Source organism: Pseudoduganella sp. GW821-FHT12E03, assembly GCF_058807115.1.
Genome location: NZ_JBXAQJ010000010.1, coordinates 59467 through 75084 on the forward strand (window position 1 = coordinate 59467; position 15618 = coordinate 75084).

Sequence of the window (15618 nt, forward strand, 5' to 3'; positions counted from 1 at the left end):
TCTCGAAAGCACAAAATGAGCAAACAACTCCAAGACGCATACATCGTCGCAGCGACCCGCACCCCGATCGGCAAGGCGCCACGCGGCATGTTCAGCAAGACCCGCCCGGACGACCTGCTGGTCGCCGCCATCAAAGGCGCGATGGCTGCCGTACCGAACCTGGACCCGGCCCTGATCGTTGACGCGATCATCGGCTGCTCGTTCCCGGAAGCGGAACAGGGCTTCAACATCGCCCGTAACTCGGTGGTGCTGGCCGGCTTGCCAAACACCGTGGGCGGCGTGACCATCAACCGTTACTGCGCCTCGGGCATCACCGCCCTGGCCATGGCGGCCGACCGCATCCGCGTTGGCGAAGCCGACGTGATGATCGCCGGCGGCGTGGAATCGATGTCGATGGTGCCGATGATGGGCCACCACCCGTCGATCAACATGGACACGTTCAAGGATGAAAACGTGGGCCTGGCGTACGGCATGGGCCTGACCGCCGAGAAAGTGGCGCAGCAGTGGAAAATCTCGCGTGAAGACCAGGACGCGTTCGGCCTGGAATCGCACCGCAAAGCCATCGCCGCCCAGCAAGCGGGCTTCTTCAAGGATGAAACCACCCCGGTGGAAATCATCACCCGCACCCCAGACCTGCGCACCGGCGAAATCAATGTCGGCAAGCGTGTGGTCGACACCGACGAAGGCGCCCGCGCCGACGCGTCGATGGAAGGCATGGCCAAGCTGAAGCCGGTGTTCGCCGCCAAAGGCACCGTGACGGCCGCAACGTCGTCGCAGATGTCCGACGGCGCTGGCGCGCTGATCGTGGTCTCGGAAAAGATCCTGAAAGAACACAACCTGACCCCGCTGGCCAAGTTCTCGTCGTTCGCCGTGCGTGGCGTGCCACCGGAAATCATGGGTATCGGCCCGAAAGTGGCGATTCCTGCCGCGTGCGCCGCCGCCGGCATCACCCAGGATCAACTGGACTGGATCGAACTGAATGAAGCGTTCGCCGCCCAGGCGCTGGCCGTGATCCGCGACCTGAACCTGGACACCAGCAAGGTCAACCCGATGGGCGGCGCGATCGCCCTGGGCCACCCGCTGGGCGCAACCGGCGCGATCCGTGCCGCCACCGTGGTGCACGCACTGCGCCGCAACAGCCTGAAGTACGGCATGGTCACCATGTGCGTTGGCGCGGGTATGGGCGCGGCTGGTATCATCGAACGCGTGTAAGTACCGCTTATCACTGCTAGAAAAGGCGCCGCGGAAAACCCGGCGCCTTTTTTTACGTTGAGGGCGCTGACTGCGTAGGGCGGTTTCGCCGGGGCGAAGCCGCCATGCATGCGCCGCGTTGACGCATGCATGGCGGCTTTCGCTGCGCGAAAACCACCCTACTGGGTCCGCGCCTCGTAAAAATTTGGTTCATCACACCGGAGACAACATGGATATTCTCACCAGCAAGGCCAACGGCATCCTCACCATCGAATTCAACCGCCCGGAACGCAAGAACGCGATCACTTCGGCCATGTACCAGGCCATGGCCGACGCCATCAACGACGGCGAGCAGGACGCCGCCGTGCGCGCGATCCTGATCACGGGCAAGCCGGAAGTCTTCACGGCGGGTAACGACCTCGATGATTTTCTGAAGACCGCCCCGCGCCAGGCTGATGACTTCCTCAAACTGCCGGTATTCCAGTTCATGCAAGCGCTGTCCGGCACGACCAAACCGGTGGTGGCGGCAGTGACGGGCCTGGCGATCGGTATCGGCACCACCCTGCTGATGCACTGCGACCTGGTGTACGCGGCCGACAACGCGAAATTCTCGGTGCCATTCGCACCGCTGGGCCTGTGCCCGGAATTCGGCTCCAGCGTGCTGCTGGCGCAATTCGGCGGCCATGCGCGCGCGGCGGAAAAGCTGATGCTGGGCGAGCCGTTCCTGGCGCCGGAAGCCTACAGCATGGGCTTGATCTCCAAGCTGTTGCCGGCCGAGGAAGTGCTGGCCTACGCCCAGGCCCAAGCGGCCAAGCTGGTCGCCTTGCCAGCCTCGTCGATCCGCGCCACCAAGCGCCTGATGAAAGTCAACGGCGCCGACGCGCTGTCGACCGTGCTGGCCACCGAAGGCAAGCTGTTCGGCGAAATGCTGCAATCGCCGGAAGCCAAGGAAGCGTTCACGGCGTTCTTTGAGAAGCGCAAGCCGGATTTCAGCAAGTTCAACTAAGTCCTGGGCATACGATGCGCAAGTACTTCGCCGCCTTTGCACTGATAGTGGCGATCCCGGCTGCATTTGCTGGGACGGCGGAGCAGGATGCCATGTCTGCCTGTGAGCAGACATGGCGCTCGCAGTGCTGGACGCCATACGAACGATTGCTGGCGCAGCGGGAATCGACGCAACACCCTGAAACGCTATTATTCGAGTATCGCGCGCTGGCAACGATGGCGCTGACGGCAGGGGATTTTCCGGACGCGCTCCGCCTGCTGAGCCATGCGCGTACGCTGGTCGCTGATGCTGCCGATCCGGATATGCGCGCAGCTGCCGCGCTGCTCGACATCGATAGCAGTCTGGTTTTGCTGGGCGCCGGGGACTACAGAAAATCATTGGTCAGCCTCGACAGTGCAGTACAGCAGCTGTCTGTCTCCGATCAGACCATAGCGAACAATCCGCGCATTCAACTGATGCGCAGTGCCGTATTGATTGGCTTGGGTAAGCACGCCGATGCAGAGGCATTGTTGCAAAAGTTGGAAGCTACGCTCGATTTCGAAAGCATGTCCCCCATGTGCGGCCTTGCCTGGCTGTTTATTCCGCCGCTGAATCCATATGAAGCTGGATTGCGCATTGCGGCTTTTTACCAGCGCACAGGCCAGCAGGCGCGCGCTCAGGGCTTGCTGAAACTGATGGAGAAAAGCCGCTCAGCGATGCAATCGAAAGGTGAGCTGAATTTGGGTAGTTGGGCTCAGTCAGAAAATAGTGATGCATTAAGGGGTTTTGATCCGTATGGCATCACGCTCGGGCTGGATCTGCGTCAAAAGTGATCGTTCGATCATATTCTTATATTTGAACAATCTCTGTGCTGGAAAAGTGATTGATCTATCACTTATTCTGCGGAAAAGCAGCCTTGCTGCTAAAATGTGATAGACCTATCACAAGAGGCCCGCCATGCCTGCGTCCCCGACACCCAGCACGCTCGACTCAACCTCCCAGCTAGGCGAACTGGTGCGTATGGTCCGTAAAGAACAGGGACTGACTCAACTCGACGTCGCCGGCCTGGCTGGCATGAGCAATCGTTTTGTCATCGACCTGGAGCGTGGCAAGGAAACCCTGCAAATGCAAAAAGTGCTCGACGTACTCAGCTTGCTGGGACTGGAAGTCGTGATCAGGAAGAAATCATAATGGCTGCGCCAGCTGAGCTTCCGCACGCGTTGTGGGTGCATGGTCCCGATGGGCTGGTCGGTACGCTGTACCGGTCGGAACCACTTGCCTTCAGTTACAGCGCGGCATGGCTGAACCATGCCGCTGCAACGCCGTTGCATCCCGAAATACCACTGGGCGAAGGCCGGATCGATACGCCCTATGTCGCCGCTTTTTTTGAAAATCTGTTGCCCGAAGGCGATCAGCGGGAGTTGATCAGCCTGCGTGAGCAGGTCACGACGGTCTTTGGCTTGTTGTCGCGCGTGGGCGGTGAAAGTGCCGGTGCTTACGTGTTATTGCCGGAAGGAGAGTCGCCGCAAGCGCCGGTCTATCAGTCGCTGACGTGGGAACAGGTTGATGTGCTGGTGCATGCCAGCGGTGCACGCGCCGCCGAGCGGGAAGCGATTGAGCAGGCCGCGCAGGATATGCCGCAGCCGCGCATGTCGATTTCCGGCGCGCAGTTCAAAGTGCTGCTTTACCTGGATGCGCAAGGCCATCCGGCCCGGCCCATGGGCAATGCGCCGTCGACTCACATCCTGAAGCCCGACATCGTGCGCAACGACATCAGCGTATTCGCATCGGCGGTCAACGAAACCATTGCGATGCGCGCGGCCGCCAGGTGCGGTTTGCACACGGCACGGGTGTCTTATCAGCCGGTGACGCGGGCATGCCTGGTGGAGCGCTACGACCGTGTGCGGCAGGCCGACGGCTCGCTGCGCCGCATCTGGCAAGCGGATTTTTGCCAGTTGCTGGGCAAGCAGTCGGACGTCAAGTATGAACACGATGGCGGTCCCTCGTTTGCGGACTGTTATGCGTTGCTGAAAATGTCCGTGCTGCCGGCGGTCGACCGTTTGCAATTGCTGCGCTGGTTGTTCTTTAACCTGTGTACCGGCAATAACGATTCACACGCGAAGAACCTGTCGATGATGGCCACGCCGGCCGGATTGCGCCTGGCGCCGTTCTACGATTTGATGTGCACCAGGGTATATCCTGGCCTGGGCGCGCACTTCGCGTTCACGATCGCGGGAGAGGGCGAGCCGGGCAAGCTGACACGGGAGCACATTGCCGATGTGGCGCGTACGCTGGGTGTGGCGCCCCGCTACCTGCTGCAGCTTGCCGCCGATATGGCGCGGCAAGTGGAAGCGGCGATCGCCGCAGCAGCAGCCGAAGTGTTACCGGTGTTGATCCCGGGTGAACGGGTCATGGCGGAACGGCTGGTGCAAAAAATCACCTCGCTTTCGCGTGGCATGTGCAAGCGGCTTGCATCCAGTTGAAACCGGCAAGCGCTCATTCCTTCAGCGTGCGCGCCTGCTCCTCCAGCGCCTTGCGCATCGCCTGCTGGTAAGCGGGCGACTTACGGATGCGCGCCATGGTATTCCACAGCTTTTCCATCAAGTCCGCGTTGGCGTCGCGAAAGCGTTTCGACACGCCGAGGTAATACGGTTCGTCGGTAATCGGCGCCGGCAGCGCCTCGATCCTGCCCGCGTACTGCGGTTGCCCCAGCAGCACGGCACCAGTGAATTCCGAGCCGACGGCCAGCTCGGCGCGGCCCGCCAGCAATTTCTGAAAATTCGCTTCCAGGCCTCGCGCCGTGTTTTCCAGCGGGATGCCCATTTGCGTCAGGCGGTCCAGCAGCAGGACGGAGCCGAATGGCACCAGCACAGGCGTGTTCAATTGCGTAAAGCGCGCACCATCCCAGGCGGCCGGGGTGCCCACGCGGCGGAACACCAGCGCGCGGATATTGCCGACGGCGCGCGCCGCATCCGGTTCGGCACCGTGCATGGGAAACGCCATGAATTCGGTCACGGAGGCGGAGTACGGCACGGTGGGGAAGCCATCCACCGCGTTGACACGGACTTCTTCGCGGCAGCGCGTGATTGGCGCCGGCCGGAATTCCACGGTGATGCCAACTTCCCTGGCGGCTTCCTTGATCAGCATGTCCGCCATGCCGGTGCCTTGTGGCGTGATGTATGGCAGCCGCGATTGTTCATCGGTGCACAGGCGCAAGGTCACGGCGGAGGCGGGGACGGTGGCCAGGACGCAGAGGGACGTCAAAATCGGGGTGAAAAAAGCAAAGCGGAACATTGGTTAAATTCCGGCATTAAAAATTCACAGTGTAACGTCAGCCGCCCTCAGTGCAGCCCGTAACGGGTACGGATCGTGGTCAGCACGCCACTGTGTTCCAGCCGCGCGATGGCGCTGTTGATGCGGGCCAGGTGGTCCGGCGTGGTGCTGGCAGCGTTCAGCATCAGGTGCACGGGCGCGTTGAACGGGACATAGGGCAGGGCGGACAGCGCCACGCCCTGCTGCCGGGCTTCATGCTGCAATGCGGCGGCATCGCCCATGATCAATTCAGCCCGTCCGGCGCGGAACATCTGGATACCCTGGCGGAAGTTGCCAAAGGTATTGCGCCACGTGCCCGCATCCTGGGCGCCGGCCGCGCGCGCATAGTCGGGACCATACCAGCCGGCGCGCGGCGCCAGCACGGCAATGCGCTCGCGCACGATGGTGTCAAAGCTGTCGATTTTCACAAATTGCTGCACCTTGTCGGTCGCCGCGAACAGGCCGACCTGCTCTTGCCGGTACGGTGAGGAAAAGCGCGCGTAGCGGCGCCGTTCTTCGGTGCGCGATGCGGCCAGCATCAAGTCCAGCTTCCCTTGCCGGAACAGGATTTCGCGGCGCAGCGACGGCAATTCCGGCACCACTTCCAGGGTGCAGCCGGCTTCGCGCACGATGGCTTGCGCCAGTTCCATGTCGGCGCCCGTCAATACACCATCGCCGCCGCTGTAGATATACGGCGGCCATGTCTCGGACGCCATCCGCAAATGACAGGCGCACGCGGGCAACGCTGCAAGGCACAGCGCAGCAAGGAAATAAAGGCGCGCGCGCATGATTGAACTGAACAACCCGGAAAGTTTCAATGTGACAGAAGCAATGCTTTTATTCAAGTGCATTATGCAATGATCGGCCCGGAAGGCCCGTGGCAAGGCCACGACAGGCATATTCATATGACAATTGCTGCGTTGGAACTGGTCTATATGCAAGTTAAGATCAATGCAACGTTCTCATCTGCAAAGAAATCATGACACCACTGACATTACGTGCGCTGGCCTATGCCGCGCTGGTTGCCGGTACCGCCGCGCAGGCACAGGATGCTGTGCTGGACCAGGTCACGATCGTTGGCTCCCGCGCCAAGGCCCGTACCGTGTTCGACAGCGCCGTGCCGGTCGACTTGTTCAATGCGCGCGAGGTGGCCGGCGCGCTGTCGTCCGGCGAAGTCGGCGCCGCACTGCAACACCTGGCGCCCTCGATCAATTTCCCCCGTATCGAATCGAGCGGCGCATCCGATTCCGTGCGCGGCATCCAGTTGCGGGGACTGGGACCGGACCAGGTGCTGGTGCTGGTCAACGGCAAGCGCCGCCACGCCAGCGCGCTGCTTGATACGGAAAGCAGCTTTGCCGGCACGGTGCCGGTCGATATCAATGCGATCCCCGCCGGCGCCATCGAACGCATTGAAATCCTGCGCGATGGCGCGGGCGCCCAATATGGCAGCGATGCGGTCGCCGGCGTCATCAACATCGTGCTGAAGAAGGGCCGCAACGGCGGCACGGCCGCCATCGGCTATGGCCTGAACCACACCGGCTTCGAACCCACCGGCCGCACCCTGACCGACGGCCAGACCACCACCGTCAATGCCGATGCCGGCATTCCGGTGGGGGATGCGGGCTTCCTGCGTTTCGGCTTCGATGCGCGCCGCCGTGCACCGACCCAGCGCGCCGGACGCAGCGACGCGGGCTGGACGTCGTGGAACAGTACCCCGGCCGACCTGGCGCTCGACGGCCAGGTCTTGTTCAAATCCGGCGATGCGCGGCAGGACAGCGGTTCGCTGTTCTATAACGCGCTGATTCCGCTGGTCCGGCTGGGCGGCGGGATCGATGCCTACAGCTTCGCCACCGTGAACCGGCGCCTGTCCGATGGCAGCGCGTGGTTCCGCTATCCGGGCGACCCGTCCAACGTCACGGCGCTGTATCCGGCCGGTTACCGGCCCGTCACCCACGGCGCCAAGACGGACGCCAGTCTGGTGGCGGGCGTGAAATTCGCCCTCGATGCGTGGAATGTGGATGCCAGCGTACGCCATGGCAGCGACCGTTTTAACTACGACGTGTCGAACACCGTCAATGCCTCGCTGGGCGCGCAAAGGCCCACCCGTTTCCACCTCGCTTCGTTCCGCACCCGGCAGCAAGGGTTGAATCTCGACGCCACGCGCGAACTGCAACTGGGCTGGCCGTCGCCGCTCAACCTGGCGCTGGGCGCGGAAGTGCTGCATGAAACGTACCGCACCCTGCCGGGAGATCCGGCCTCCTATGCGGGCGGTGCATTGACCGAGGCCCCGCCGGGTGCGCAGGCTGGGCCGGGTTTGCGCCCGGCCGATGCGTTTGACGGCAGCCGCAACGTCAAGTCCGTGTATGCCGACGCCGAGACGGAATTCGGCGCGCTGTTGCTGGGCGTGGCCGCGCGCTGGTCGGATTACAGCGATTTCGGCAGCGCCGCCACCGGCAAGCTGTCGGCGCGCTACAAGCTGGCGCCGGGATTGCTGGTACGCGGCGCCGTGTCGAACAGTTTCCACGCGCCGGCGCTGGCGCAGACGGGTTTTCGCTTCGCCACGCTGAATTTCAATGCCGATGGCACGGGCTTGCAAACGGCGGCGCTGCTGCCGGCCACCGATGCGCTGGCGCGGACGTTCGGCGCGCAGCCGTTGACGCCGGAAAAATCGGCTAACCTGTCGCTGGGCCTGGCGTGGCGCGCAAGCGCCGCCACCAGCCTGTCGCTGGATGCGTACCGCATCCGCCTGCGCGACCGCATCACGCGCACCAGCGACCTGCAAAGCGATGCTGTCAGTGCGTACCTGGCGGCGCGAGGCCGCAGCGATATCGGTTCCGTGGCCTTCCTCGCCAATTTGCTCGACACCACCACGCGCGGCATCGACGCGGTGGTCAATCACGAGCTGAAAGCCGCCGGCGGCAGCGTGCACCTGAGCGCCGCGCTGAACGTGAATAAAACGCGGCTGGACCAGGCCCGCACCGGTTCCGCCGCGCTGGGGCAAATCGACCCGGCGCTGTCGCTGCTGACCGATGCTGGCTTGTTCCGCCTGAAGCATGCGTCGCCGAAAAACAAGCTGGTGCTGGGCGCCGACTGGCAAGGCGGCCCATGGGGCGTGCAGGCGCGCGCCACCCGCTTTGGTGCGTTGCGGGACTTCGTCTATGACAGCGAAGCGCCAGTGGTCGATGGGGTCAATGCACAGTATTTCGGCCCGGTGTGGACGGTGGACCTGGAAGCGCAATACAAGGTCACGACACAGTTGACCGCCGCCATCGGCGGCAACAACCTGCTCGACCGTTATCCTGACCGCGTGCGCCAGACCAATGCGGCGACCTACGGTGGCGCGCTGCCGTATAACTTCATCAATCCGATCGGCGTCAATGGCGCCTACTTTTACGGCAAACTGACTTATACCTTTTGACCCATGAAATTCAAACACCTGCTTTCCGCTGCCGCGTTCAGCGTGCTCTCCATCACTTCCGCCGCGCAAGCCCTGGCCGCCGATGCGCTGGTCTTGATGACCGATTTCGGCACCGCTGACGGCGCGGTGTCCGCCATGCGCGGCGTCGCGTTCGGCGTCGATCCCAAGCTCGCCGTGTCCGACCTGACGCACCAGATCCCCGAATACGATATCTGGCTCGGCGCGTATCGCCTGTACCAGACCGCGAACTATTGGCCGCAGGGCACGGTGTTCGTGTCGGTGGTCGATCCCGGCGTCGGCACCACCCGCAAGTCGGTGGTGCTGAAGACTAAACAAGGACGCTATTTCGTGGGGCCGGACAACGGCTTGTTCACGCTGATCGCGGAGCGCGACGGCGTGGCGGAATTGCGCGAAGTCGATGAACAGCGCAACCGCCTGGCCGGTTCCGCCGAGTCGTACACTTTCCACGGCCGCGATGTCTATGCGTATGTCGGCGCGCGGCTGGCGTCGGGCCAGATCGCGTTTGACCAGGTGGGACCGGTGCTGCCGGCTGATTCCATCGTCAAGCTCGCGTACAAGAAAGCGGAACGCCAGGGCAACGTGGTGCGCGGCATGATCCCGGTGCTGGATGATAAATATGGCAATGTCTGGACCAATATTCCGAAGCCGCTGTTTGCGGACCTGGGCATCGCGGTCGGCGACCGTGTCAGCGTGCGCATCCTGCATAACGGCAAACAGGTGGGCGCCTACGTTGCGCCGTTCCACAACACGTTTGGCGGCGTCGCCAAGGGCAAGCCGCTGGTGTATCTGAACAGCCTGCTCGATGTCGCGATCGCCATCAGCCAGGGCAACTTCGCCCGCCAGCACAAGATTGGCTCGGGGCCGGGCTGGGAAGTCGAGATCAGCAAAGCCAGGTAAGCATGGCGGCCCGCCACCGGCGGGCCGCCATTGCCGTTATGGCCTGCTGAAACTCCACTGCTGGTTGGTGCCATTATTCAGCGTGTACTGAATGATTTGGGCATTCTCCGCCGTGCTCTTGTTGGCCACGTCCAGCACCATCCCGGACAGCAGGTTTTTCACCGTGTAATAGCCGGAGGCCGGGCTGGCGACGCTCCAGTGCTGGCCATTGCCGGCCCAGTAACCCCACTGCGCGATATTGGTGCCGGCCGTGGTGGAATTGTTGTAGTCATCGAGGCTCAGCAAGCTGTTGGCGTTGATGATGCTGTACTGGCCATCGCCATGGCCGACCGCATACCATTGCTGGTTTTTCGCGCCGGTATAGGTTTGCTGCTGCACCAGCGCGCCATTGGCGGTGGAACTGCCCGCCACGGCCAGCGCCTTGCCGGACAGACGCGACTTGATCACATACGGACCATCGCTCAAGCCGCCGCAGCCATTGAAGTTGCTGAAGTTGCGCGTCAAGACCGGCCAGCCGCCGCTGTACGTCATGCGCAGGATGTCCAGTTTGGCGTTGCCGCTGTCATTCAAGTCGTAATAGTGGGTCGAAACGAACTGGCAGCCATCTTGTTTCAGCACACCGATGTGGCCGGGGCCTTTGTATTTGCCATCGACGTTCGGCAAGATGGTGCGGGTGCCGGAATAGGGACCGGTGACGGACGTGGCGCGCTGCACTTCCACGTAATAGGTGCTGTTCACGTCCTTGCAGCAGGCGCCGCGGTTGACGAACAAGTAGTAATAGCCGCCTTCGCGCACGATGTACGGCGCTTCCATGTCGGTGTGGCCGCCGCCCAGGATTTTCGTTACGTTGCCGGCCAGCTTGCCGGTGGACTGGTTGATTTCCGCCACGCCGATGCCGCCAAAGAACGAACCGTACGACATGTAGACCTTGCCGTCATGGTCGCGGAACAGGGCCGGGTCGATCGCATTGAGCTCCGTCGTGCCGCCAAACGATTCCACCACGATGCCAAGGTCGGTCCAGCTGGGGTTTTTCAGCGAGGGTGAACGCGCCACGCCGATGGCCGACGTGGTGGTGCCCCATTTCGACACCGAGTAATACAGGTAGTACTGGCCATTCATGTGGATCACGTCCGGGGCCCAGAACGAACCGGAGAAATCCGGGATTTTGTTGGTAATCCACGACGGATAGGTGGTAAACACCGGGGCCGGGCCGCCGCTCCACGTCACCATGTCGGTGGATTTCGAATACCAGATGCCGGTGCCGGTGGTGAAGTTGAACCAGGTGTCGCCATCCTTGGTCAGGGTGCCCGGATCGTGTGCGTTCTGCAAGCCTTGCAGAGTGATGGCGGAAGCGGCGGCGGGGATAAGCGCTGCCGCTGCCAGGCATAGGGATGCCAGCAGTTTCTTCAAAGTCGTCTCCTTGTTGTGATTTTTTATGGTGTTGCGGAACTCAGGTTAGGACGGCGCACGCCGCGTATCCAATCACTTTTTTTCAGCAATTGATACCGGGATTGCTATCATTGCGGCAAAGACTTGGGAGACCAGCGCATGATGGCAGAAAACAGCACAGCCCCCGTACCGGGCACCCACGTCCACCAGTTGCGCCAGGTATTGCTGTGGCCCTTGCGGCTGATGCCGGGGACCGGCCTGGACCAGACCAGCCGCCGGCCATGGGAAGTGCTGCAGGCGCTGGGCGAAACCTCGCCCTGGCGCAAAGTCATCGATGAATTCAACGGCGACGCCGCCAATTTCCACGAACGCCATTACAACGAATTCGTCACGTTCCTGCCCTATGTGCAGCGCTTCCTGTATGGCGAGGCGCGCTCCGGCGGCCGTGGCGAGAGCGGGGAAGCGGGCATGCGCGTGTTCCGCCGCAGCGATGTGGCGCAGGTGCGGGTGACGTCGCGCCCCGGCGCCGAGCCGCTGTTGCTGGACGTGATACACGTCGACCTGTACTTCTTTTATGACGTCGACGTGGTGATGCTCAATATCGAAGTCGGCGCCGGCAATTTGCCGCTGGCCCAGGCGCAGGACGTGCTGTACCGCTTCGGCCGCGGCTATCCGGCCGGCTGGGATGAGGAAGGCCAGGCGCTGCACTGCATGCACAAGGTTGAATGGCTCGATGCGCATGGCAATCCGCTGTCGGTCTCCGACGCGCAAAACCGCGACGCCTTCCTGGCCCATGTCTGCGAAAAGCGCGCGCCCCGCATTGCCTCGCACTGGAAATTCCTGCTCGAACCGCTGGTGTATGACCCGGTGGCGGAACCGGGTGCGCTGCGCTACCGGCAAATCGAGTATTACCGCATGCCGGTGATGGCCTTCCTGTCGGTGGAAGATCCGCAGGCATTGTCGCGCGACGATTTCATCCGGCTCGGCCATGTGATGGGCAATGGCAATGGCGCGTCGCCGTATACCGCGCGGCAGCAGGACGGCTTTGAACAGCAGGTGTGCTACGACCGGTTCTGGAGCGCGGCCGGCGCCGCGCCGCACACCCGCTACCTGTGCAGCGGCTTGTCGCTGGTGGTGGTGGGCGATGCGAAGTCCGATTATTTTTGCTGCCGCGACCGGGGCGTGCTGGCGCAATTCCGGCACCAGCATTTCCTGCTGTTCCTGATCGCGCACTTGCAAAAATCATCACTGCTGATGTTTTCCGACCGGCTGGCCGAAGCGCTCAATTGCCTCAACGTGGTCGACGCCAACAGCGTGCGCCGTTTCAAGCGCCGCATCCGCGCCTCGTTCGAAGGCTTCCTGCGGTTCACGCATCGCTACTGGTTCCAGGACATTTCCGAGCAGGCGCTGGTGCGCACCTTGTTCGGCATGTGCTCCACGCAACTGGGGCTCGAGCGCCTGCATGCGGAAGTCAAGGTGCGGGTGGAAGACATGAACGGCTACCTGGAAGCGGACAGCCTGCGGCGCCAGGCCAATACCGTCGTGCGGCTGACGGTGGTGACGATCTTCGGCCTGATCGGCACCGTCACCACCGGCTTCCTCGGCATGAATTTGCTGGCGGAAGCCGATGCGTCGATGGAGCGGCGGCTGGTGATCTTCGGCGCCACGTTCCTGGTGACGACGGTGCTGACGGCGTACACCATGATCAAGTCGAAGCGGCTGTCGGACTTCCTCGATGTGCTGTCGGATGAGCGGCTGCCATTCTGGACCAAGATGAAGGCGCTGGTCGGGGTCTGGCGCCCCGAACCGGATTAAGCGGGCTTGTTCACCATCAGCCAATAGACCACCACCAGCGCGCCAAACGCGGGAAACCCCAGCAGGGTCCACCACCGCTCATAGCGCCAGTAGCGCGCCGGCAAGATCGGTTCATTACGCGCCGCCGCTTCTTGCGCCATATCGCGCATGCGCAATTGCAGCCACACGACCGGCAGCCAGCAGGCGCCCGCCAGGCCATACAGCGACAGCGACCACGCGATCCAGTGCGTGGCCAGCGGATACCCCGCCAGGTGCATCATCCACAGGCCGGACAGGGGCTGGATGATGACGGACGGCGTGGTGAACCACCAGTCGGCCCGCGCCACCCAGCGCGTGACGACGGCGATCGCCTGCACATTGCCGCTGCGGTTCGTAAAAAACATGTAGAACGCGGTACCGAAGCCGGTGCCGAACATGAAGGTGGCGGACAGGATGTGCAGCCATTTGGTGGTCAGGTATTCCACGTTATTTTCCTTGTTTCTTGTCAGCGGGATGCAGTCGCCACAGCAGCAACAGCAGCACCAGGATCGGCACATTCTTGGACAGGGGGCCGAACGGATGCAGCCAGAAGGCGGGCAGGGCGACGCTCAGGATCGCGCTGTAACCGCCCACCAGCGCCAGTTGCAGCAGCCATAGCCAGCGCGGCGTACGCCACAGCAGCGCGCAGCCGATGGCGGCATCGAGCACGCTGGCCCCGGCCAGCAGCGGCATTTGCAACGGCGCGGGCACACCGCAGGCGGCCAGCCAGGCCAGGCTGTCCTGCTGCGGCCAGGCAAACCACGACACATACGCGGTCCACAGCCACAGCATGGCCAGCACCAGCCGCGCCAAGGGCAGGAGCCACGCCAGCACGGCGTCGGCGCGTTGCGCCGGCGTGGCAAACGCGGCGGGCGGGCGCAAAGGGCGCTCCAGCAGCGCCTGCATGGCCGTCGCATCCGCCGTGCTGCCGCGCTGGAGCATGACCAGCGCGTCCGGCGTGATGGCGCTGGACGGCAGCAGCGCCGTCAGGCGTGATGCTGCCCGCACCAGCGGCAAGGGGGCGGGCGCCACCAGTGCGGGCCCGGCCCGCATGCCGTGCCGCAAATCCGCCAGGTAGGAAGACAGTGGCAAGGGCACCGGCCCCACCGCGTCGAGCGTGCGCACTTGCCGGTGTTCGGGACGCAGCAGGGCGGTAACCGCGTCGCACAGGTCATCGATGTGGACCGGCTGGACCTGGCCGCCGGCCGGCAGCGCCGCCACCGGCAGCGACGCCAGCGCCAGGAACATCCTGCTGCTGGCGCCATCGGCGCCATACACCAGCGACGGCCGCACAATCGTGTAATCAAGGCCGCTGGCGCGCAGCGCCTTTTCGCCCCGGCCTTTGCTGCGCCAATAGGGCGTGACGGCGGTGGAATCGCTGCCCAGCGCGGACAGGTAAATCACGCGCCGCACGCCGGCTTCGGCGCAGGCGGCAAACAGGGCGGCGGGCACCGCATGATGCAGGCGATCGTACTGCGCGTCGTCGGCCGCGCGGAAAATGCCGAGGCTGTAAATCACGGCGTCGAACCCGGCGAGATGCGCTTGCCATGCGGCGGCATGGTGCAGGGCCGTCATATCGAGTGTGCGCCAGGGCAGACCGAGTCCGGCTGGCGCGGCGCCGCGTCCGGCACCGATCACGTCGTGGCCGGCACCACGCAGGGTGTGCAGTAAATGCTGTCCGATAAAGCCGCTGGCGCCGATCAACAGGATGCGCATGGTAGTTTTCTGAAATTTCTGTCGTTACAGAAATAATAGAATTAAACGGCTGCTCTGTCAAAAGGTTACAAGTACTTACCGTCGATACATTTTACTCACAGCCTCTAAGCGAGCTCGACCGTTAAGGTAGCAACGACGCAACATTGCGCGTCTTCACTTACGGAGAATCACATGGAACAGACCGCCACCTCGAAACGCCTCCACCCGCTGCTCGCTACCGCTGCGGTAGCGGTGACAGTCTTCAGCCTGGCCGGCATTGCCGCCATGACGGGCGTATTACCGGCATCGCACAGCGAGCCGGCCGGTGAGGCGCAGGCCGAAACGTCACTGGCGGCGCCGTCGGCGCTGGCGGCCGGGACGCAGGGGCTGACGGTGGCGCCGGATTCGGCGGTACCGCCTGCGCCAGCGGCGCCAGTGGCGGCGGAAGCACCGGCCCCGAAACCGGCGGTGCGCCATGAAGCGCCGCGCCGTCATGAAACCGTGCGCGAAGCGGTGCGGGCCGAGAGTGGCCAGACGGCGCGCCAGGAACCGCGTCCGGAACCACAGCAACCGCAGGTGGCTGCCCAGCCTGCGCCGCAGCCAGCCCCGCAAGCCGCACCGCAAAACAGCGCGCTCGGCATTGGTATCGGCGCTGTGGTCGGCGGCCTGATCGGCAACCAGGTGGGCGGCGGCAACGGCAAGAAACTGGCGACGGTGGCGGGCGCCATCGGCGGTGGTTTCCTGGGTAATGAAATCGCCAAGCGCAACCAGCAGCCGGAACAACAGCCTGCGCAGCAGCAAAAGCAACAGTAACCGCAACTGCGGCGGTCAGGCCGGCGGCGGGACGGGAATCGGGGCAATCTGGTAATGTGCTGCT

14 protein-coding genes are annotated in these 15618 nt (G+C 63.4%); 9 read left to right on the plus strand and 5 right to left on the minus strand.

The genetic code is table 11. The features are described 5' to 3' along the window. Window positions 1-15 precede the first annotated feature (15 nt). From AC1RRC_RS24095 to AC1RRC_RS24115, 5 genes are all read left to right on the plus strand, one after another. Window positions 16-1212, plus strand: a complete 1197-nt coding sequence (locus AC1RRC_RS24095) for an acetyl-CoA C-acyltransferase (RefSeq protein ID WP_493058080.1) — start codon at window positions 16-18, stop codon at window positions 1210-1212. 208 nt (window positions 1213-1420) lie between these two features. Then, entirely contained in the window at window positions 1421-2197 is a 777-nt protein-coding gene (locus AC1RRC_RS24100) for an enoyl-CoA hydratase (protein ID WP_493058081.1), read from the plus strand. Window positions 2198-2211: 14 nt separating this feature from the next. Continuing rightward, on the plus strand, window positions 2212-3009 hold the full coding sequence (locus AC1RRC_RS24105) for a tetratricopeptide repeat protein (protein WP_493058082.1): 798 nt from the start codon (window positions 2212-2214) through the stop codon (window positions 3007-3009). A 124-nt stretch (window positions 3010-3133) separates the two neighbouring features. Then, the gene (locus AC1RRC_RS24110) at window positions 3134-3367 is read left to right on the plus strand and encodes a helix-turn-helix transcriptional regulator (RefSeq protein ID WP_493058083.1); all 234 of its coding nucleotides are present in this window, start codon (window positions 3134-3136) and stop codon (window positions 3365-3367) included. After that, complete coding sequence (locus tag AC1RRC_RS24115; RefSeq protein WP_493058084.1) at window positions 3367-4659, plus strand: type II toxin-antitoxin system HipA family toxin; 1293 nt, start codon at window positions 3367-3369, stop codon at window positions 4657-4659. Before AC1RRC_RS24110 ends, AC1RRC_RS24115 begins: the two co-directional genes overlap by 1 nt. Before the next feature lie 13 nt (window positions 4660-4672). Here the strand turns inward: AC1RRC_RS24115 and AC1RRC_RS24120 are convergent, their stop codons facing one another. Beyond that, the gene (locus AC1RRC_RS24120) at window positions 4673-5470 is read right to left on the minus strand and encodes a substrate-binding periplasmic protein (protein ID WP_493058085.1); all 798 of its coding nucleotides are present in this window, start codon (window positions 5468-5470) and stop codon (window positions 4673-4675) included. A gap of 47 nt (window positions 5471-5517) precedes the next feature. Next, a complete protein-coding gene (locus AC1RRC_RS24125; protein ID WP_493058086.1) occupies window positions 5518-6276 on the minus strand; it encodes a substrate-binding periplasmic protein in 759 nt (252 codons plus the stop codon). A 191-nt stretch (window positions 6277-6467) separates the two neighbouring features. Here AC1RRC_RS24125 and AC1RRC_RS24130 point away from each other — a divergent pair, with 191 nt between their 5' ends. Next, the gene (locus tag AC1RRC_RS24130) at window positions 6468-8906 is read left to right on the plus strand and encodes a TonB-dependent receptor plug domain-containing protein (protein WP_493058087.1); all 2439 of its coding nucleotides are present in this window, start codon (window positions 6468-6470) and stop codon (window positions 8904-8906) included. Window positions 8907-8909: 3 nt separating this feature from the next. Continuing rightward, the gene (locus AC1RRC_RS24135; protein WP_493058088.1) at window positions 8910-9824 is read left to right on the plus strand and encodes an SAM hydrolase/SAM-dependent halogenase family protein; all 915 of its coding nucleotides are present in this window, start codon (window positions 8910-8912) and stop codon (window positions 9822-9824) included. Between the two features lie 36 nt (window positions 9825-9860). On the opposite strand, the gene AC1RRC_RS24140 is transcribed toward AC1RRC_RS24135, so the two are convergent. Further along, on the minus strand, window positions 9861-11234 hold the full coding sequence (locus AC1RRC_RS24140) for a family 43 glycosylhydrolase (RefSeq protein ID WP_493058089.1): 1374 nt from the start codon (window positions 11232-11234) through the stop codon (window positions 9861-9863). 138 nt (window positions 11235-11372) lie between these two features. On the opposite strand from AC1RRC_RS24140, the gene AC1RRC_RS24145 reads away from it, so the two are divergent. Next, a complete protein-coding gene (locus tag AC1RRC_RS24145) occupies window positions 11373-13028 on the plus strand; it encodes a hypothetical protein (RefSeq protein WP_493058090.1) in 1656 nt (551 codons plus the stop codon). On the opposite strand, the gene AC1RRC_RS24150 is transcribed toward AC1RRC_RS24145, so the two are convergent. Continuing rightward, the gene (locus tag AC1RRC_RS24150) at window positions 13025-13492 is read right to left on the minus strand and encodes a DUF2269 family protein (protein ID WP_493058091.1); all 468 of its coding nucleotides are present in this window, start codon (window positions 13490-13492) and stop codon (window positions 13025-13027) included. The two genes, AC1RRC_RS24145 and AC1RRC_RS24150, sit on opposite strands and share 4 nt — an antisense overlap. Window position 13493: 1 nt before the next feature. Next, entirely contained in the window at window positions 13494-14762 is a 1269-nt protein-coding gene (locus AC1RRC_RS24155) for an SDR family oxidoreductase (RefSeq protein ID WP_493058092.1), read from the minus strand. 171 nt (window positions 14763-14933) lie between these two features. Here AC1RRC_RS24155 and AC1RRC_RS24160 point away from each other — a divergent pair, with 171 nt between their 5' ends. Next, window positions 14934-15554, plus strand: a complete 621-nt coding sequence (locus tag AC1RRC_RS24160) for a glycine zipper 2TM domain-containing protein (protein WP_493058093.1) — start codon at window positions 14934-14936, stop codon at window positions 15552-15554. Window positions 15555-15618: the final 64 nt, after the last annotated feature.